The sequence below is a fragment of the Microbacterium sp. LMX7-1.2 genome (assembly GCF_040675935.1).
Classification (GTDB): domain Bacteria; phylum Actinomycetota; class Actinomycetes; order Actinomycetales; family Microbacteriaceae; genus Microbacterium.
In genome coordinates, this window is sequence record NZ_JBEGIL010000001.1 from 577,107 (window position 1) to 595,779 (window position 18,673).

General features: G+C 69.7%; 18 protein-coding genes and 1 tRNA gene. 9 read left to right on the plus strand and 10 right to left on the minus strand.

Annotated elements, in window-relative coordinates; genetic code table 11:
- Positions 1–18: 18 nt before the first annotated feature.
- Positions 19–879 (minus strand): peptide chain release factor N(5)-glutamine methyltransferase, encoded by an 861-nt coding sequence (gene prmC, locus MRBLMX7_RS02865; protein ID WP_363366104.1) that lies wholly within the window; start codon positions 877–879, stop codon positions 19–21.
- Positions 880–979: 100 nt separating this feature from the next.
- On the opposite strand from prmC, the gene cysK reads away from it, so the two are divergent.
- Together cysK and epsC are read left to right on the plus strand one after the other, a co-directional pair.
- Positions 980–1,918, plus strand: coding sequence for a cysteine synthase A (gene cysK / locus MRBLMX7_RS02870; RefSeq protein WP_363366105.1), 939 nt, complete (start codon positions 980–982; stop codon positions 1,916–1,918).
- An 8-nt stretch (positions 1,919–1,926) separates the two neighbouring features.
- Positions 1,927–2,496, plus strand: coding sequence for a serine O-acetyltransferase EpsC (gene epsC, locus MRBLMX7_RS02875; RefSeq protein ID WP_363366106.1), 570 nt, complete (start codon positions 1,927–1,929; stop codon positions 2,494–2,496).
- A gap of 10 nt (positions 2,497–2,506) precedes the next feature.
- Here the strand turns inward: epsC and MRBLMX7_RS02880 are convergent, their stop codons facing one another.
- From MRBLMX7_RS02880 to lysA, 7 genes are all read right to left on the minus strand, one after another.
- On the minus strand, positions 2,507–2,920 hold the full coding sequence (locus MRBLMX7_RS02880; RefSeq protein WP_363366107.1) for a hypothetical protein: 414 nt from the start codon (positions 2,918–2,920) through the stop codon (positions 2,507–2,509).
- A gap of 92 nt (positions 2,921–3,012) precedes the next feature.
- Positions 3,013–4,011, minus strand: a complete 999-nt coding sequence (locus MRBLMX7_RS02885) for a hypothetical protein (RefSeq protein WP_363366108.1) — start codon at positions 4,009–4,011, stop codon at positions 3,013–3,015.
- A gap of 117 nt (positions 4,012–4,128) precedes the next feature.
- On the minus strand, positions 4,129–5,208 hold the full coding sequence (gene prfA, locus MRBLMX7_RS02890) for a peptide chain release factor 1 (RefSeq protein WP_363366109.1): 1,080 nt from the start codon (positions 5,206–5,208) through the stop codon (positions 4,129–4,131).
- 11 nt (positions 5,209–5,219) lie between these two features.
- Positions 5,220–7,157: a transcription termination factor Rho gene (rho, locus tag MRBLMX7_RS02895; RefSeq protein ID WP_363366110.1), complete on the minus strand. Its 1,938-nt coding sequence runs from the start codon at positions 7,155–7,157 to the stop codon at positions 5,220–5,222.
- 214 nt (positions 7,158–7,371) lie between these two features.
- On the minus strand, positions 7,372–8,307 hold the full coding sequence (thrB, locus tag MRBLMX7_RS02900) for a homoserine kinase (RefSeq protein ID WP_363366111.1): 936 nt from the start codon (positions 8,305–8,307) through the stop codon (positions 7,372–7,374).
- Positions 8,304–9,611 (minus strand): homoserine dehydrogenase, encoded by a 1,308-nt coding sequence (locus tag MRBLMX7_RS02905; RefSeq protein ID WP_050721293.1) that lies wholly within the window; start codon positions 9,609–9,611, stop codon positions 8,304–8,306. The genes thrB and MRBLMX7_RS02905 overlap by 4 nt, the downstream gene beginning before the upstream one ends.
- Before the next feature lie 58 nt (positions 9,612–9,669).
- Positions 9,670–11,082 (minus strand): diaminopimelate decarboxylase, encoded by a 1,413-nt coding sequence (gene lysA, locus MRBLMX7_RS02910; RefSeq protein WP_363366112.1) that lies wholly within the window; start codon positions 11,080–11,082, stop codon positions 9,670–9,672.
- A gap of 145 nt (positions 11,083–11,227) precedes the next feature.
- Here lysA and MRBLMX7_RS02915 point away from each other — a divergent pair, with 145 nt between their 5' ends.
- Positions 11,228–12,283: a YihY/virulence factor BrkB family protein gene (locus MRBLMX7_RS02915; RefSeq protein WP_363366113.1), complete on the plus strand. Its 1,056-nt coding sequence runs from the start codon at positions 11,228–11,230 to the stop codon at positions 12,281–12,283.
- A 13-nt stretch (positions 12,284–12,296) separates the two neighbouring features.
- Here the strand turns inward: MRBLMX7_RS02915 and MRBLMX7_RS02920 are convergent, their stop codons facing one another.
- Together MRBLMX7_RS02920 and argS are read right to left on the minus strand one after the other, a co-directional pair.
- Complete coding sequence (locus tag MRBLMX7_RS02920) at positions 12,297–13,148, minus strand: DUF2993 domain-containing protein (protein WP_363366114.1); 852 nt, start codon at positions 13,146–13,148, stop codon at positions 12,297–12,299.
- Between the two features lie 51 nt (positions 13,149–13,199).
- Entirely contained in the window at positions 13,200–14,864 is a 1,665-nt protein-coding gene (gene argS / locus MRBLMX7_RS02925; protein ID WP_363366115.1) for an arginine--tRNA ligase, read from the minus strand.
- A gap of 70 nt (positions 14,865–14,934) precedes the next feature.
- On the opposite strand from argS, the gene MRBLMX7_RS02930 reads away from it, so the two are divergent.
- The 6 genes from MRBLMX7_RS02930 (at position 14,935) to MRBLMX7_RS02955 (ending at position 18,671) form a co-directional block, all read left to right on the plus strand.
- On the plus strand, positions 14,935–15,741 hold the full coding sequence (locus tag MRBLMX7_RS02930) for an SGNH/GDSL hydrolase family protein (protein WP_363366116.1): 807 nt from the start codon (positions 14,935–14,937) through the stop codon (positions 15,739–15,741).
- Positions 15,742–15,757: 16 nt separating this feature from the next.
- Positions 15,758–15,830: transfer RNA gene (locus tag MRBLMX7_RS02935), tRNA-Arg, on the plus strand.
- A 426-nt stretch (positions 15,831–16,256) separates the two neighbouring features.
- The gene (locus MRBLMX7_RS02940) at positions 16,257–16,529 is read left to right on the plus strand and encodes a helix-turn-helix domain-containing protein (protein ID WP_363366117.1); all 273 of its coding nucleotides are present in this window, start codon (positions 16,257–16,259) and stop codon (positions 16,527–16,529) included.
- Positions 16,526–16,786, plus strand: coding sequence for a hypothetical protein (locus MRBLMX7_RS02945; RefSeq protein ID WP_363366118.1), 261 nt, complete (start codon positions 16,526–16,528; stop codon positions 16,784–16,786). Before MRBLMX7_RS02940 ends, MRBLMX7_RS02945 begins: the two co-directional genes overlap by 4 nt.
- On the plus strand, positions 16,783–17,493 hold the full coding sequence (locus MRBLMX7_RS02950) for a helix-turn-helix domain-containing protein (RefSeq protein WP_363366119.1): 711 nt from the start codon (positions 16,783–16,785) through the stop codon (positions 17,491–17,493). Before MRBLMX7_RS02945 ends, MRBLMX7_RS02950 begins: the two co-directional genes overlap by 4 nt.
- A complete protein-coding gene (locus MRBLMX7_RS02955) occupies positions 17,481–18,671 on the plus strand; it encodes an AAA family ATPase (protein ID WP_363366120.1) in 1,191 nt (396 codons plus the stop codon). Before MRBLMX7_RS02950 ends, MRBLMX7_RS02955 begins: the two co-directional genes overlap by 13 nt.
- Positions 18,672–18,673: the final 2 nt, after the last annotated feature.

The following is an 18,673-nucleotide window of genomic DNA, read 5'->3' on the forward strand; positions in this document are numbered from 1 at the left end:
CGACCGATGACGATGCCGTCAGGGACGCAGGGCCGTGGTCGCCCTGTCTCGAAGCGTGAGATCGCGATGCGTGGCAGCGGCCCGCCACCCGTCGCGGGTGAGGATGCTGCGGATCTCTTCGCCCTGCAGCTCGCCGTGCTCGATCACCAGCAGTCCCCCTGATCTCAGCAGCTCGGCGGCTCTGACGCTCAGGATGCGCACGATGTCGAGGCCGTCCTCTCCCCCGTACAGGGCCATATGCGGATCGAACAGCCGCACCTCGGGATCGCGGGGCACGGCGGCATCCGGAACGTAAGGCGGGTTGGAGATGACGACCGACGCCGAGCCGTCGAGGTCGCGGAACGCCTCGCCGAGGTCCTCGTTCACCAGCGTGAGGTTCGGCACTCCCGCGGTGTTGCGCCGGGCCCAGGGAAAGGCCTCGGGCGACAGCTCGGTCGCGAACACTCGCGCGTGCGGCACCTCGGTGGCCATCGCAAGCGCGATCGCCCCCGAGCCTGTTCCCAGATCGATCGCGATCGGCGCGGGATCGGGCGAGGCGAGCAGCGCGTCGATCGCGAACTGCACGACGGTCTCGGTCTCGGGGCGCGGCACGAAGACGCCGGGCCCCACCGCGAGCTCCAGATGACGGAACGGCGCCACCCCGGTGATGTGCTGCAGCGGCTCGCGCACGGTGCGACGTGCGACGAGCTCGTCGAAGGCGATCGAGCGGGAGTCCGAGACCGTGTCGCCCCGCACCAGAGCCGCCTGCACCTCGCCGCGGCGCATCCCCAGGACGTGTCCCGCGAGGAGCTCGGCGTCGACGAGCGGATCCGGCACCCCGGCGTCAGCGAGCCGCTGCACCGCGGCGCGCACGAGGGAGGCAAGAGAGGTGTCGGGCATGGATCCAGCGTACGGGGGCACGAGGGTGTCACATTGGCGACCCCTGATCGTGTCTCGCCTAGGCTGGGCATCAGTCACCCCGCATCCAGGAAGGCTCCTCATGCCCGGCATCCACTCCGACATCACCACGGCGTTCGGCAACACCCCGCTCGTCCGGCTCAACCGAGTGGCCGAGGGGGTCGATGCGACGATCCTCGCGAAGCTCGAGTTCTACAACCCGGCGTCGAGCGTCAAGGACCGCCTCGGGATCGCGATCGTCGACGCCGCGGAGGCGTCCGGCCAGCTGAAGCCCGGCGGGACGATCGTGGAGGCCACCAGCGGCAACACCGGCATCGCTCTCGCGATGGTCGGCGCGGCCCGCGGCTACAAGGTCATCCTGACGATGCCGGCGTCGATGTCGAAGGAGCGGCGGATGCTGCTGAAGGCGTTCGGGGCCGAACTCGTGCTCACCGACCCGACGAAGGGCATGACCCACGCCGTCGCCGAGGCCGAGGCCATCGCGGAGAAGACCCCCGGCGCCGTGCTCGCCAAGCAGTTCGCGAACGAGGCGAACCCGGCGATCCACCGCAAGACCACCGCGGAGGAGATCCTGCGCGACACCGACGGCCACGTCGACTACTTCGTCGCGGGCATCGGCACGGGCGGCACCATCACCGGTGTCGGCCAGGTGCTCAAGGAGCGCGTCCCCGGCGTCAAGGTCATCGCGGTGGAGCCCAAGGACTCCCCCATCCTCACCGAGGGCCACCCCGGTCCTCACAAGATCCAGGGCATCGGCCCGAACTTCGTTCCCCAGATCCTCGACCGCGACGTGATCGACGAGGTCGTCGACGTCGAGTTCGACGACGCGATCCGCCTCGCACGCGACACGGCAGCGAAGGACGGCATCCTGGTCGGCATGTCGAGCGGCGCGGCGATCTGGGCCGCGCTCGAGATCGCCAAGCGACCGGAGGCCGCGGGCAAGACGATCGTCGTGATCATCCCGTCGTTCGGCGAGCGCTACCTGTCGACCGCTCTGTACGAGCACCTGCGCGAGGCCTGACCCGCCCGATGGACGTCATCGGTCGAATGCGCGAGGACATCGCGGCGGCCCGGCTGCGCGATCCCGCCGCTCGTAGTTCCCTCGAGGTCGCTCTGCTCTACCCCGGACTGCACGCGATCTGGGCGCACCGTGTCTGGAACGCGCTGTGGCGTCGGCGGCTGCGACTGCTCGCGCGCGGAGGCTCGCAGATCTCCCGCTGGCTCACCGGCATCGAGATCCATCCCGGCGCGCGGATCGGCCGACGCTTCTTCATCGACCATGGGATGGGCGTCGTGATCGGCGAGACCGCCGAGATCGGCGACGACGTGATGCTGTACCACGGGGTGACGCTCGGAGGCCGTACGCGGGACGCCGGCAAGCGGCATCCGACCCTCGGCGACGGCGTCGCCGTGGGCGCCGGGGCGAAGATCCTCGGGCCGGTGACGGTCGGCGCCCACTCCGTCGTCGGGGCCAATGCCGTCGTGACGCGCGACGCCCCCGCCGACAGCGTGCTGGTGGGCGTTCCCGCCAAGCCGCGCGCACGGACCTCGCACGATGACACGCGAGCACTGCTGACCGCCCCCGAGTACTCGATCTGACCGCCCCTGCTCAGCGTGCGGCTCGGCGGCCGCGCTTCTCCCCGACCTCCTTACGGAGGAAGATGAGCGGCAGCAGGACGCTTCCCAGCGCCGTGATGAGCCAGACGATGACCGCGCCGAGCAGCCATCCCGTCACATCGACGATGCGCAGACCGCCGATCGGCAGCAGCACCACGATGACGAGCGCGATGAGCGTCGAGAAGATCCCGATACCGCCCATGAGCACGGGCGCGTAGCGGTCGGCCAGCTTGCTGACCCAAGGTGCGAGCACGCTCTGCAGGATCGCGAAGATCAGGATGCAGATGACGAAGCCCCACCAGCGGTCCCACTGGATCCGGAATCCGTCGAGGAGGAGGTCGGCGACGATGAGGCCGAGACCCGCCGAGACGACGTACATCAACGAGCGGAACAGGAACGTGATCACGGCCCGAGCATAGCGCTCGCGCAGCCCGCATGTGGGAGCGCTCCACGCCCGTCTGTTTCTGCCGAACGGCAGAAACAGACGCTCGGTTTGCGTCATACGGCAGAGATAGACGGGCCTGAGTCGCGGTCGGCGCGGCGACAGGCCTCACGGATCCGACGGATGGCCTCGTGGGGCGAGCGATAGACGTGCTCCGACGTCAGGCGAACCGTCACCCACCCCGCCTCGGCGTACGCCTGGTACTTGTCGATGTCGCGCTCGAGCTGATGGCGCAGGAGATGACCGTCGCTCTCGTACTCGATCGCCACACGCAGGTCCGGATACGCCAGTTCGCTGCATCCGAGGAATCGGCCTCGTCCGTCGTAGACGTCGTGATCGAGGACCGGCTCTGGCAGCCCCGCGTCGCGGATGAGCAGCCGGATCTGAGTCTCCGGAGGCGACGCCGATCCCGTGCGCGCATGCTCCAGAGCGCGGCGAAGCGCCGGCGCACCGGGGCGGCCTCGTCGCTCTGCGAAGCGTTCGAGGCGCTCGCGGTCGGCGAGCGCGGACTCCGTCACCGGTCTGAACCCGCCGGGATGCCGCGGGATGTGGAGGACGTGATCCGCCGCAACGATCAGCTCATCCTCACGCAGCGTTCGGCCGAGCGACGCCCAGGTCGAGGCGGGGTCAGTGACACGGATGCCGCCGAGATCGGTGACGAGGACGAAGGATGCCGTGAACTGCCGCCCCCGCAGCCCCGGTCTCACCGGTGCGGTACGCAGACGGAACACGCCGACCTCGATCACTGCGGGAACCCTCGACGGCAGCGGGATCTGCCACAGATGAGCCGCCGTCGTCCCGCAGAGGAACGCGTGCGGTGGCATGAGCGGGATGTAGGCGCTGATGAGCTGCTCGAACTCTGCGGAGCGCCGCGCCCAGTACGGTGCGTCGTCGGGACCGGCCGGGTCGAGGTCTCGACGACGTCGGCCGCCGTGGAAGATCGTCTCGAAATCGTCGCCCCGCAGCGCGGATCTCCCGACGCCGAGCTGCCCGGCCTCAGCGACCGTGAACGCCTCGGGCAGTCGGGAAGGAGTCTCGGGGCGGCGTCGTGGCATGACGCAAGAGTGCACGAACCGGAACCGCGCGCGTGCGGGCCGTCCACAGGGCCCATCTATTTGCGGCGAATGGTCGCCGCACGCACGCTATTTGTGCCGTTCGGCAGAAACAGACGGTCAGGAGTCGGAGCCGACGGCGGCGAGACGCGCCTCTTCGTCGGCCTGGATCGCGCTCTCGATGATCGGTTCGAGAGCGCCGTCCATGACCTGGTCGAGGTTGTACGCCTTGAAGCCGGTGCGGTGGTCCGCGATCCGGTTCTCCGGGAAGTTGTAGGTGCGGATGCGCTCGGACCGGTCCATCGTGCGGATCTGCGACTTGCGCGCATCCGACGCCACCGCATCCAGCTCCTCCTGCTGCTTCGCGAGCAGCCGAGCGCGGAGCACGCGCATGGCAGCCTCGCGGTTCTGCAGCTGCGACTTCTCGTTCTGCATCGACACGACGATGCCGGTCGGCACGTGGGTGATGCGCACCGCCGAGTCCGTCGTGTTCACGGACTGCCCGCCGGGACCCGACGAGCGGAAAACGTCGATCTTGAGGTCGTTCTGATCGATCTGTATCTCCTCGGGCTCGTCGACCTCGGGGAACACCAGCACGCCGGTGGTGGAGGTGTGGATGCGCCCCTGCGACTCGGTCGCCGGCACGCGCTGCACGCGGTGCACACCGCCCTCGTACTTCAGGTGAGCCCACACGCCCTGAGCGGGGTCGGACGACGATCCCTTGATCGCGACCTGCACGTCCTTGTATCCGCCGAGGTCCGACTCGTTGCGCTCGAGGAGCTCCGTCTTCCAGCCCTTCGACGCCGCGTACTGCACGTACATGCGCAGCAGATCGGCGGCGAACAGCGCCGACTCGGCGCCGCCCTCCCCCGCCTTGATCTCCATGATCACGTCGCGCGCATCATCGGGATCACGCGGGATCAGCAGGCGTCGAAGCTTCTCCTGCGCCGCCTGCAGACCCTGCTCGAGCACCGGGACCTCGTCGGCGAACGCCTCGTCCTCACGGGCGAGTTCGCGCGCGGCCTCCAGATCGTCGGATGCCGCGACCCACGCCTCATGCGCCGCGACGATGCGCGATAGCTCGGCGTAGCGCCGGTTGACACGCTTGGCGCGCGCGGCATCGGCGTGCACCGCCGGGTCGGAGAGCTCCTCCTGCACCCGGCGGTGCTCGTCGATCAGAGTCTGGACGGACTCGAACACCGTCGCTCCGCTCAGCGGATGTTGTTGTCGTGCCCGTGGCCGCCGGCCGGCAGCGTCGGGATCGACTTCTGCATCTGCACGAGGAACTCCACGTTCGAGTGGGTCTCCTTGAGCTTGCCGAGCACGACCTCGAGCGCCTGCTGCTGGTCGAGGCCGGCGAGGGCGCGACGCAGCTTCCAGGTGATCTTCACCTCGTCGGCGGAGAGCAGCATCTCCTCACGGCGGGTGCTCGACGCGTTGACGTCGACGGCCGGGAAGATCCGCTTGTCGGCGAGTGCGCGCGACAGACGCAGCTCGCTGTTGCCGGTGCCCTTGAACTCCTCGAAGATGACCTCGTCCATCTTGGAGCCGGTCTCGACGAGCGCGGTGGCGAGGATCGTGAGCGAACCGCCGTTCTCGATGTTGCGCGCAGCGCCGAAGAAGCGCTTGGGCGGGTAGAGAGCCGAGGCGTCGACTCCACCGGTCAGCACGCGCCCCGAGGCGGGGGCGGCGAGGTTGTACGCACGACCGAGGCGCGTGATCGAGTCGAGCAGCACGACGACGTCGCGACCGAGCTCGACGAGGCGCTTGGCGCGCTCGATCGCGAGCTCGGCGACCGTCGTGTGGTCCTCGGCGGGGCGGTCGAAGGTCGAGGCGATGACCTCGCCCTTGACCGAGCGCTCCATGTCGGTGACCTCTTCGGGGCGCTCGTCCACGAGCACGACCATGAGGTGGACCTCGGGGTTGTTCTGCGCGATCGCGTTCGCGATCTGCTGCAGGACAATCGTCTTGCCGGCCTTGGGGGGCGCGACGATGAGTCCGCGCTGACCCTTGCCGATGGGAGCGACGAGGTCGATGATGCGCTGAGTGAGCTTCTCGGGCGCGGTCTCCAGGCGCAGACGCTCCTGCGGGTACAGCGGGGTCAGCTTGCCGAACTCGACGCGCGTGGCGGCGTCGTCGACCGAGAGGCCGTTGATCGAGTCGACCTTCACGAGCGCGTTGTACTTCTGGCGCCCCTGCTGCTCGTTCTCACGCGGCTGCTTGATCGAGCCGACGATCGCGTCGCCCTTGCGCAGGTTGTACTTCTTGACCTGGCCGAGCGAGACGTAGACGTCGCTGGGACCCGCGAGGTAGCCGGTCGTCCGAACGAAGGCGTAGTTGTCGAGGACGTCGAGGATTCCGGCGATCGGGATCAGGACGTCGTCCTCGCCGATCTCGGTCTCGAACTCGTCGGTCTGTGTGCCGCCGCGGCGCTTGTTGCGCTGACGGCCACGACCGTTACCGCCCTGCTCGTCATCTGCGGGAGCGTTCTGCTGCTGCTCGCCCTGACCGTTGCCGTTCTGGCCGCGACCGCGGTTGCGGCTGCGGTTGCGGCTGCGGCTGCGGCCGCCCTGCTCCTCGCCATCGGCGCCCTCGGAGGCGGAGTCGTTCGACGACGCCGCGTCGGCGGGTGCCTGCTCTGCGGGCTTCTCCTCGGCCGCGGCGGGAACGTCCGCCTCCGCGGTGGCCTTCTTGGCGGGACGACGCCCGCGGCCCTTCTTGGGCTCGGCAGCGGAGTCGGCCGCCGCATCGCTCGGCGCGTCAGCGGGCTTCTTGTCATCGGGCGTGCTCTCGGCCGGCGCCGCGTCCGTCGCCGGAGCGGCCTCTGCCGCCGGCTCGGCGTCGGCCTTCTTCGCACGGCTGCGGCGCGGGGCCTTGGCCTTGGGTGCCTCGGCATCGGCGGCCGGAGCGTCAGCAGATGCCGGAGCATCAGCCGACGCCGGGGCGTCGGCCGCGGGTGCCGCGGCGGCGCTCTCCGCGGCCTTCTCGGCCTTGGCGGCCGCCGTCGCGGTGTTCGCCCGGCGCGGGGCGCGCTTGCGGGCGGGCGCGGCCTCGGCAGGCGCCTCGGTCACGGCGGGGGCCGCTGCGGATGCCGGGGCCTCGGCGGCCGGAGCCGCCTGGTCGTTCTGGGTCTCGGAGAAGTTCTCCACGAGTGCTCCCTCTTTGGTCTCGAAGACATGAGCGGTACGTGCGCAACGGGTGCTGCGCACGATCGCACGGGCTGGTGCTCGGCACCGGCCGGCCCCGCACCAGGCTCTCGGTGAGAACCGCGCTCAGGATGAGGGCGGCGCTCACGACAGATAGGTGCGTCAGGGGTTTGGCGTGCGGATCTTGCAGAGTTGCAATGGGGCCAGATTCACGAACCTACGTGGAGCCCTCCGCTCGAGTCCCCACTGTACCACCACGGACGTCGACCGCCAGCAGCAGCGCGTCCCACGGGGTGTCGGTGGTCGCAGCGGCCAGTTCCACAGCATCCTGTCGGCTGCCGGGCCCGTCCGCGAGCACGAGCACGCTGGGCCCCGCGCCCGAGACGACGGCGGCGAAACCCGCCGCGCGCAGCGCCTGCACGAGGCGCTGCGTCTCGGGCATCGCCCCGGCACGGTAGTCCTGGTGCAACCGGTCGGCGGTCGCGTCGAGCAGCAGCTCAGGGCTCTGCATGAGCGCGGCGATCAGGAGTGCCGATCGCGAGACGTTGAACACCGCGTCGGCCGTCGACACCTGCGGCGGCTGCAGCGATCGCGCGGCCGAGGTCGACATCGTGTAGGCGGGGACGAGCACGAGCGGAGAGACGCCGCGGTGCACGAGCAGCTTCTTGTGCTGCGGGCCGCGGTCTCCCATCCAGGCGATCGTGAGGCCGCCGAACAGGGCGGGCGCGACGTTGTCGGGGTGCCCCTCGATCTCGGTCGCGAGGCGCAGCATGTCGGTGTCGTCGATCTCGACGTCGCCGTCGAGGAGCCCCTTGGCCGCCAGGATGCCGGCGGTGACGGCGGCTCCGGACGAGCCGAGTCCCCGCCCGTGCGGGACGCCGTTCTCGGCGACGATCCGCAGCCCCGGCATGGGGCGTGCGACATCCGCGTACACGTGCGCGATCGTGCGGACGATGAGGTTCGACGCATCGCGCGGGATCTCGTCGGCGCCCGAACCCGACACCTCGATGTCGAGCTCGCCCGCGGGGAGCTCCGTGACGAGGAGCGTGTCGTAGACGCTCAGCGCGAGGCCGAGCGTGTCGAAACCGGGGCCGAGGTTCGCGCTGGTCGCGGGGACCGTGACCTCGACGGTGCGTCCGAGGGCCACCGTCACTCGCCTTCGACGCGCAGCACGGAGACCACGCGCTCGACGACGGAGCTTCCGGCGAGGGCGTCGACCGTCGCGCTCAGCGCCTGATCCGTGGCACGGTGCGTGCCGATCACGAGACGTGCGGTGGGCTCGTCCTCGCCCTCCACGGTCTGCACGACCGTCGCGACGGACACGTCGCCGTCGCTGAGGATGCCGGCGACCGTCGCGAGGACACCGGGGGCGTCCGAGACCTCCAGCGTGATCTGGTAGCGAGTCGTGACATGGCCGATGGGGACGACGGGCAGGTTCGCCCTGGTCGACTCCCCCACGCCCACGCCGCCGGCGATGTGTCGGCGGGCGGCGGAGACGACGTCGCCGAGCACGGCCGAGGCCGTCTGCACTCCCCCGGCGCCCGCGCCGTAGAACATGAGCGAGCCCGCGGCCTCCGCCTCGACGAACACGGCGTTGTTCGCACCGTGCACCGAGGCGAGCGGGTGCGACTGCGGCACGAGCGCCGGGTACACGCGCACGGAGATCGACTCCGAGCCGTCGACGTCGATGCGCTCGCACACCGCGAGCAGCTTGATCACGAAGCCCGCAGAGCGCGCCTCCTCGATCATCGACGCGGTGATCGAGGTGATGCCCTCGCGGTGCACGGCGTCGAGCGGGACGGCCGTGTGGAAGGCGAGGCTCGCGAGGATCGCGGCCTTCTGCGCCGCGTCGTAGCCCTCGACGTCGGCCGTCGGGTCGGCTTCGGCGTATCCGAGGCGCTGGGCGTCAGCGAGCACATCGGCGAAGTCGGCTCCCTCGGTCTCCATCCGGTCGAGGATGTAGTTGGTCGTGCCGTTCACGATGCCCATGATCCGCACCACCCGGTCTCCGGCGAGGGAGTCCCGCAGCGGTCGGATGATCGGGATCGCACCGGCGGCCGCGGCCTCGTAGTAGACGGAGGCGCCGACCCGGTCGGCAGCCTCGAACAGCTCGGGGCCGTGGGTGGCGAGGAGCGCCTTGTTCGCCGTGACGACGTCCGCCCCCGAACCGATCGCCTGCAGGATGTTCGCCCGCGCGGGCTCGATGCCCCCGATCAGCTCGATCACGATGTCGGAGCCGAGGATCAGCGACTCGGCATCGGTCGTGAACAGCTCCTTCGGCAGGTCGACGTCGCGCGGCGCGTCGAGGTTGCGCACGGCGATGCCGGCGAGCTCGAGCGATGCTCCCGCGCGGTCGGCGAGTTCGTCGCCGTGACGCAGCAGAAGGGCGGCGACCTGGGAGCCGACCGCGCCGGCGCCGAGCAGCGCCACCCGAAGTCGTCGGTACTCAGTCGTCATAGCTTCTCCTTCGGAGGGGTGGGACGGGTGGTGCTTTCCGGGCGGATCGGCCGGGCAGTCAGCCCTGCGCCGACTCCACCGCGGGGATCCCGGCATCGCGGGACAGGACATCGGCGATGGTCTCGCCTCGGACGATCACGGTCGACCGGCCGTCGCGGACCGCGACGATCGGCGGACGCGGGACGTGGTTGTAGTTGCTCGCGAGGGACGCGCAGTACGCGCCGGTCGCCGGCACGGCGAGGAGGTCGCCCGGTGCGACGTCATCCGGCAGGTACTCGTGGTCGACGACGATGTCGCCGGACTCGCAGTGCTTGCCCACGACGCGGCTGAGCTGCGGGGCGCCGACGCCGACGCGGGACGCCAGGCGCGCCGAGAACTGGGCGCCGTACAGGGCCGTGCGCGCGTTGTCGCTCATGCCTCCGTCGACGCTGAGGTACCGGCGGACGGCTCCGGACTCGAGCTCGACGTCCTTCGTGGTGCCGACCTCGTACAGCGTGACGCCGGCCGTGCCCACGATCGCGCGCCCCGGCTCGAACGAGAGCGCGGGGACGGCGATGCCCCGCGCCGCGCAGCCTTCGGCCACTGCGGCGACGATCTCGCCCGCGAGGGTCTCGATCGGCGTGGGGTCGTCGACGCTCGTGTAGGCGATGCCGAAGCCGCCGCCGAGGTTGAGCTGCGGTACCGGGCCGCCGGCCAGCAGAGCGGCGTGCAGCTCCAGGACACGGGATGCCGACTCCCGGAAGCCCGCGACCCCGAAGATCTGCGATCCGATGTGGCAGTGCAGTCCGGCGAAGTCCAGACCGGGGATCTCCCGGATGCGTGCGACGGCTGCCTCGGCATCCGCCAGCGGGAATCCGAACTTCTGATCCTCGTGAGCGGTGGCGAGGAAGTCGTGCGTCTCGGCGTGCACGCCGCTGATGACGCGCACGAGCACGCGCTGCACGGCGCCGGTTCGAGCGGTGATCGCGGCGAGCCGCTCGATCTCGATCGCGCTGTCGACGATGATCGTGCCAATGCCGACCTCGACCGCACGCTCCAGCTCCACGACGGACTTGTTGTTGCCGTGGAACCCCAGGGATGCCGGCGCCACGCCGGCTGCGAGCGCGACCTCGAGCTCGCCACCGGTGCAGACGTCGATGCGGAGTCCCTCGTCGATGACCCAGCGCGCGACCACGGTGCTGAGGAACGCCTTGCCTGCGTAGTAGACCTGAGCGGTCGTCCCGTGCTCCGCGGCCGCCGCGTCGAACGCCGTGCGGAACGCGCGCGCCCTGGTGCGGACCTCGTCCTCGTCGAGCACGAGCAGCGGGGTGCCGTAGTGCTGCGCGAGCGTCGTCGCCGGGATGTCGGCGAGGGTCAGCGTCCCCTCGGCGTCGCGCACGGCGGAGGCGGGCCACACCGAGGTCGGCAGATCGTTCGCGTCATCGGGTACGACGAGCCAGTCCGGGGCGAGCGAGTCGGCAGGGGAATGCAAGGATCACCAATCGTGGAGCGGGTCTCGCGCCGGAGGGGCACAGCGAGTTGACCCGATTCTAGGGCACCGCCCATGCCGCATCCGTCATGGTGACACCCCGCGTCAACCCCCTGCGCCCGCGCGCTCCGACTCGTAGGGTGGGGGCGTGACGAGCAGTGAGAAGACCTTCGAGGAGCCCACCCGGCCCGGCCTCATCCCGCGCCTGTCCGCGGCGGCGATCCGCTGGGCTTTGCAACGCCGTGCCGTGCGCGCGTTCCTGCTGTACTCGGAGCGACGAGGCGCGATGCTCGCCGACAGCGTCACCTACCGTGCCTTGTTCAGCGTGTTCGCGGGCGTGCTGCTCGGCTTCTCGATCGCGGCCCTCTGGCTCGCCGGCAACCCCGACGCCTGGCGCGCGATCATCGACGCGGTGCAGTCGGTCGTGCCCGGGCTCATCGGCGAGGGCGGGGTCATCGATCCCGACGACCTGCGCGCCCCGCTGTCGCTCTCGATCGCTGGGATCGTGGGTGCTGTGGCGCTCGCGGGTTCCGCACTCGCGGCGATCGGATCGCTGCGGACGGCCGTCCGCGTGATCGCGGGGACCGCGCAGGACGACATCCTGTTCATCTGGGTCATGCTCCGGAACCTCGCCCTCGCGATCGGGATCGGCGCGGCTTTCGTCGCGGCGGCCGCGGTGACGTTCATCGGACGCCTCGGCGTCTCCTGGCTCAGCGGGCTGTTCGGCTTCTCCGAGGACTCCCCCGCCGCCACCTGGGGCATCCGCATCGTCTCGCTGCTGGTCGTGCTGGTGCTCGATACGGCGCTGGTCGCCGCCATCTTCCGGGTGCTCTCGGGCGCCCGCGCCTCGGGGCGCTCGCTGTGGACGGGTGCGCTGATCGGCGGGGTCGGCCTGCTCGTGCTGCAGGAGCTGTCGAGCCTGTTCGTCGGGGGCGCGACGAGCAACCCGCTATTGGCCTCCTTCGCCTCGCTCCTGGCGCTGCTCATCTGGCTGCAGCTGTCGACGCAGGTGATCCTGATCGCCTGCGCGTTCATCGTGACGTCCGAGCAGGAGCGCGCCGATCGGGTGCACGCCCGTTTCGGTGCGACCACCTTCGAGCAGCGCCGTGTGCAGCGCGCCGAGGAGGAGGTCGCTCTGGCCACTGCGGCGCTGCGCAAGGCTCAGACGGACGCCGGGCTCAAGACCCCGGTCGACGACGCCTGAGCGGAGCGCTCGCTCAGCCCTGTGCGCAGACGCCCTTCTCGAGCAGGCTCGCATCGGTCGCGATCGCCCCGTCGACGTCCACGTCGATGACCGCCTCGCTGCCGTCGATCGTCACTCCGGTGATGAGGATCCCGGCGGGAAGCTGGTCCTTGATGCAGATGCGCTGGGTGTCGGTGAGCTGCGCCCCCAGGGAACCGAGCGACGAACCGACCTGGTCGGCACCGATCTCGAGTCCACCCACCATCAGCGCGACCGGGGTGAGTTCGAGGTCTCCCTCGGCGACGCCCGGGGTCACGGTCAGGGAGATCGGGATCGGGATGCCGAGCACGGCGACGGAACCCGCGACGGTCGCGTTGGGGGCGTCGAGCGCGACGGCGTCGATCGGGAGGTCCGTCTTCGCGAGGATGTCCGTGAACTGGGACTCGTCGATGCGGATGGTCCCCTCGGCTCCCCCAAGGTCTCCGCCCTGCAGCGGGACGCCCGTCGCGGTCACATCGACCGCCCCCGTGATGCCCTCGAGAGTGACCGAGTCCGTCGCGAGGTGCAGGCTGTCGAGGCGCCCGCCGATCAGCTGCGGGATCAGGATGCCCTCGGCCTCGACGTCGAGCTGCTGGTCGGCGGGCAGGTCGAGCTGATCGATCACGATCGAGCGGACCACACCGGGCAGCACCGAGCGCGCGACGGCCTCCGCCGCCACCACGAGCAGCGCGAGCACTACCACGACGATGAGGAGCACCCAGGGCCACCGCTTGCGACGACGCGTGGGCGCGGCGGCATCCACTCCGTCCTGCTCGCCGGGGATCACGAGCGTCGAGTGCTCGGTGTCGGCGGCGGGGTACGGAAGCGTGTGGTTGTCGTCGCTCATATTGACATCCTGTCGTATCGGTCTGGATATCGGACCGATCGGATAACGCGACTACTTGCGCTCGGGCGCGGACACACCCAGCAGGTGCAGGCCGTTGCGAAGCACCTGACCGGTGGCGTCGTTGAGCCACAGACGTGTGCTGTGCACGCTCTGCACGGGCTCGTCGCCCAGCGGGATCACCCGGCAGTTGTCGTACCAGCGGTGGTACAGACCCGCGAGCTCCTCCAGGTAGCGGGCGACACGGTGCGGCTCGCGCACCTCCGCGGCGAACGCGACGACGCGCGGGAACTCCTGCAGGGCGCCGAGCAGCGCCGCCTCGGTCTCGTGCGTCAGCGTCTCCGGAGCGAATTCCGAGCGGTCGACGCCGGAGTCGGCGGCGTTGCGGGCCACGTTGTGCGTGCGCGCGTGGGCGTACTGCACGTAGTGGACCGGGTTGTCGTTCGAGGGCTTCTGGAGCAGTTCGGGGTCGAGCGCCAGCGGCGAGTCCGCGGGAGAGCGCTCGAGCGAGTACCGCAGCGCATCCGTGCCGAGCCACTCGCGCAGGTCGTCCATCTCGATGATGTTGCCGGCACGCTTACTGAGACGCGCCCCGCCGACCGAGACGAGCTGACCGATCAGCACCTCGACGTTCTTCTCCGGGTCCTCGCCCGCGGCGCCCGCGATGGCCTTGAGACGGTGCACGTACCCGTGGTGGTCCGCGCCGAGCAGGTAGAGCTTGTACTCGAAGCCGCGGTCGCCCTTGTTGAGGTAGTACGCGGCGTCGGCGGCGAAGTACGTGTACTCGCCGTTCGAGCGGCGGATCACGCGGTCCTTGTCGTCGCCGAAGTCGGTCGTGCGCACCCAGACGGCGCCGTCCTGGTCGAACACGTGCCCCTGCTCGCGCAGCCGGTCGACGGCCTGGTCCACGAGGCTCACGCCGTTCTCGTCCTTCGCGTGCAGCACGCGCTCCGAGAACCAGACGTCGAACTCGACGTTGAACTTCGCCAGCGATTCCTTCTGCTCGGCGAGCTGGAACTCGTAGGCGAGCTCGCGCGTCACCAGCAGCTGCTCCTCGTCCGGGAGGTTCAGCAGATCAGGGCGTGCCGCCAGCACGCGCGTCGCGAGGTCGCCGATGTAGCTGCCGGCGTAGCCGCCCTCGGGCGTCGGCTCGCCCTTCGCAGCAGCGAGCACGGAGTGCGCGAAGCGCTCCATCTGCACACCGGCGTCGTTGATGTAGTACTCGCGGGCCACGGTCGCGCCGGATGCGGCCAGCACGCGCGCGATCGCATCGCCGAGCGCCGCCCACCGGGTGTGGCCGATGTGCAGCGGTCCCGTCGGATTGGCGCTCACGAACTCGATGTTGACGGTCTGGCCGGCCTGCGAGTCGTTCGAGCCGTAGGCCTCGCCTGCATCGACGATGACCTTCGCGAGAGCGCCAGCGGCGGCGGCATCCAGGCGGATGTTGATGAAGCCCGGTCCCGCGACCTCGGCGGTGTCGACGCCGTCGACCTGCGCGAGACCGTCGGCGATCTGCTGCGCGAGCTCGCGGGGGTTCGTGCCGAGCTGCTTCGCGAGGCGCATCGCGATGTTCGACGCCCAGTCGCCGTGCTCGCGGTTGCGCGGACGCTCGAACACGATGTCCGATGCGGCGAGCGCGAGAGGCTCGCCCGGACGTCGTTCCTCGGCGATCGGGGCGAGGACGGCGAGGAGGGCTTGGGCGAGCGTTTCAGGATTCATAGACTGCCCAGTTTACGGCGCGTCGCGATGCGGAATTTGCGCAGGGCCGAACGTGATCTACAGTCATGCCATGCTTCCCGCCGCCACCCGCCGCCGTCTGCCTCTCGCAGGCGTCGTGATCGCCGTGCTCCTCGCGCTCGCGGCGGTCGTCCTCGGCGTGTGGCGCCCCTGGATCGGCACCCCCGCGACAGACCCGATCGGCGCTGCCGCAGCAGGCGACGACGCGGTCGCGATCGCCCCGGCGCCGCTCGCCCTGCCCGAGCATCCGACGGTCCTCGTGTTCGGCGACTCCTGGACGTACGGATCGGCCGCGACCGTGCCGACCGAGGGATACGCCTACGTGCTCGCAGGGCTTCTCGACGGCCAGACGATCGTGAACGGCGTGAGGGGCAGCGGCTACCTCAAGCCCGGCCTCGACGGCCCGACCTTCGGAGAGCGCATCGCGGCCCTCGACCCCGCGCTCACCCCCGACCTCGTCATCGTGCAGGGATCGATCAACGACCGCGCCCAGGGCGTCGCGGGCTACCGGGAGGCCGTGAACGCCGCGTGGGATGCCATGGCCGCCAAGTACCCGGAAGCGACGATCGTTATCCTCGGCCCCGCCCCGCACGAACTCCCCGTCGGCGACGCGACCGCGCGCATCGACGCCGATCTGTCGGAGCTCGCCGCCGCACGCGGCTGGTGGTACATCTCCCCCGTGACCGAGAACTGGATCACCGACCAGAACTACCTCTCGGTCATCGACGTCGAGATCGGACGCAAGCATCCTTCCACCGACGGGCACCGCTACCTGGCGCAGAAGGTCGCCGATGCGCTCGCTCAGCTGGGCGACGCGCCCGTGACGGAGGCCGGGTCGGAGACCACCCCTCAGCAGTGATATCGTCGTTCGGTACGCCTCCGTAGCTCAGTGGATAGAGCGCCGGTTTCCGGTACCGAAGGTCGCAGGTTCGACTCCTGTCGGGGGCACAACATCCAGCCCGGTCTCCTCGGAGGCCGGGCTGTTCTGCGTCGTCACGGCGATGTACTGCGCGTAGAACGCGACAGGGTCGAGGCGCAGCACGCGTGCGATGTTCTCGAGCTCGTCGGCGAGGAACGGCGACTTGCCCTTGAGGCGCTCCCCCATCGACGAGGCGGAGAGCCCGATACGGACGGCCACGAAGCGCGCGGAACGCTCTTCCTGGTCGATCAACGACTTGACGAACGCGCCGCGAGCCTGACGAAGGAGTCGGGCGTCGTCGGTGAACGGGATGACGTTGCTCTGCATACTCATGGCATGAGTGTATGAGTTTCCGGTCACTTTGGCAAGGAAAACCGTTACGGAGTGTCGGATAGTCGGCAACACACCGTAGACGTGGCTTGCGTTGTTGCGGAATCTCGCACACACTTGCCGACATGACGAAACCAGGAGTTGGCATCCCGGCCAAGGTGCGCGGTGTCGCCGCCGAAAAGGGCTACACGCAGGAGCGCATCGCGCTGACGATCGGCATCTCTCGAACGCAGCTCGTCGAGCGCTACGCCGGCCGGACGTCGTTCAAGGCGGATGAGATCCTGGCTCTCGCCATCGACATGCGCGTGCCTGTGGAGAGGTTCTTTCCCTCCGAGCAGGAGCTGCGCGAATCTGACCGACGGGTCGCTGTGGCGACGGCTGTTGGCGCGTCATCATGACCACCGGGGAATGGGGAACCGGTACGCCCTCTGCTGGGGAGCAGGGCGCGGAGGGTCGGGGCACCGTGGGGACGGATGCTCCGACCACTCCGATGGGATCGGCTCTGTCGGTCGTCCAGTTCTCGAGCGCGATGCTCACGCTCCTGTGCGTCGTGCTCGTCATCGCCCGGATGAAGGCCGACGCCGTGCTGATCATCGGCACGATCACGCTCGGCGTTTGCATCTGGGCCACGCTGCGGATGCGGGGACGGTCGTGAGCGTCAAGGTCTCGTCGTGGGTCTGGCACGGCCAGGAGGCGAAGGGCGTCACGGGTAACGAACTCGTGCTGCTCCTGGCGCTCGCTGACGTCGCCGACGACCGCGGGCGCTGCCGCTACATCGACGACGAGGGCGACATGACCTATGCGGTCCTTGCTGTCAAGGTTCGGGTGTCGCGGTCGACGTTGATCCGCATGATCGCCAAGCTCCGCGAGCGTGGGTTGCTCGATCACACCCCGGGGACGAAAAAGCACGCGAACGCCTTCCAGATCCTCGTGCCGTGGGTGGATACGTCCGGTTTCAATCTGGAACCGAATCGTACAGATGAGGTGTCAGATCCGACGCGATTCGGTGTCAAACCCGACGAGGACTCCTCTCTTATACGTAGTGACGTACTTAACGATCAATTCGGCCAGTTCTGGATTGCGTATCCGCGGAAGGTCGCCAAGCCTCGAGCGCTGAAAGCGTTCCTCTCCGCTGCGAAGGAAACCGACCCTGCCGTCATCGTGGCCGGCGCGATCCGGTTCTCCCGCGATCCGAACCTGCCCGACAAGCAGTTCATCCCGCATCCCGCTTCGTGGCTCAACGACGGGCGTTGGGACGACGAGGAGCTGCCGCCGCGGATCCGACCTGTCGGCCCCGGTCCTGCGGGCCCCACCTCCGACGACTACGAGCCCGGAGAGGAGTGGGCAGCATGGAACCGCTGAACCCCGAGCAGTACGTCATCGGCGCGCTGATGATGCGCCCCGCTGTCCTTCCCGACGTCGTCGCTGAGTGCTCCCCCGACGACTTCGCGGACTCTCGCCTCGGTGCGATCCTCGAGGGGATCGTGCGACTCGTCGCCGAGCACACGCCCGTCGATATCGTCACGGTCGGCGATCACCTCGCCGCGTGGGACGTCCGCGGGATCGACTTCGCTCACCTGAGCGCGTGGAGCTCCTCCGTACCGACAGCAGCGAACGCCGGCTACTACGCCCGCATGATCCACAACGCCGCGCTGACACGAGGGCTGCGGAACCTCGGCGGCCGCATCATGGACTCTCAGTCCGGCGACGTCGTCGATGAGATCTCCCGCGCGATCGCCGAGCTGCAGGCGCTGCGTGAGCGCGGATCGAGCCGCAGGAGCAACCTGATCACGTTGCGCGAGCTTCTCTCCGTACCCGAGCAGGAGGACGAGCCCGACTGGGTCGTGCACGGCCTCCTCGAGCGTCGCGACCGGCTCATGCTCACGGGCTCCGAGGGCGGCGGCAAGTCGACCCTGCTGCGCCAGATCGCTGTGTGCTCGGCGGCTGGTCTGCACCCGTTCGAGCATCACCACACGCGGCCGGTGCGCACGCTCGTCGTCGACGCTGAGAACTCGCAGCGGCAGTGGCGGCGTGCGGTGCGGTACATGGCGCAGAAGGCGCACCAGTACGGGATGGTCGACCCGCAGGACATGCTGCAGCTCGAGTGCACGCCGCGTATGGATCTCACGCGCGCTGAGACGCTCGGCTACGTCCACCGGCTGATCGACGAGGCGAAGCCCGAGCTGCTGCTCATCGGTCCGCTGTACCGGCTGACGCCGCGGGCGATCAAGGACGACGATGACGCGGCGCCGCTGCTCGCTGCGCTCGACTCCCTGCGGGAGCGGGGCGTCGCGATGCTCATCGAGGCTCACGCCGGCCACTCAACGTCAGCCGGCGGCGAGCGGGACCTGCGGCCGCGTGGCTCTTCGGCGCTTCTCGGCTGGCCGGAGTTCGGCCTCGGTCTCCGGCGGCACCGGGAGGGCCGCGGGCGCTTCCAGCTCGTGCGGTGGCGAGGCGATCGCGAGTCCCGCGAGTGGCCGCCGCAGGTCTCCCGCGGCGAACACCAGATCTGGCCGTGGGAAAGGCACGTAGGCGCATGAAC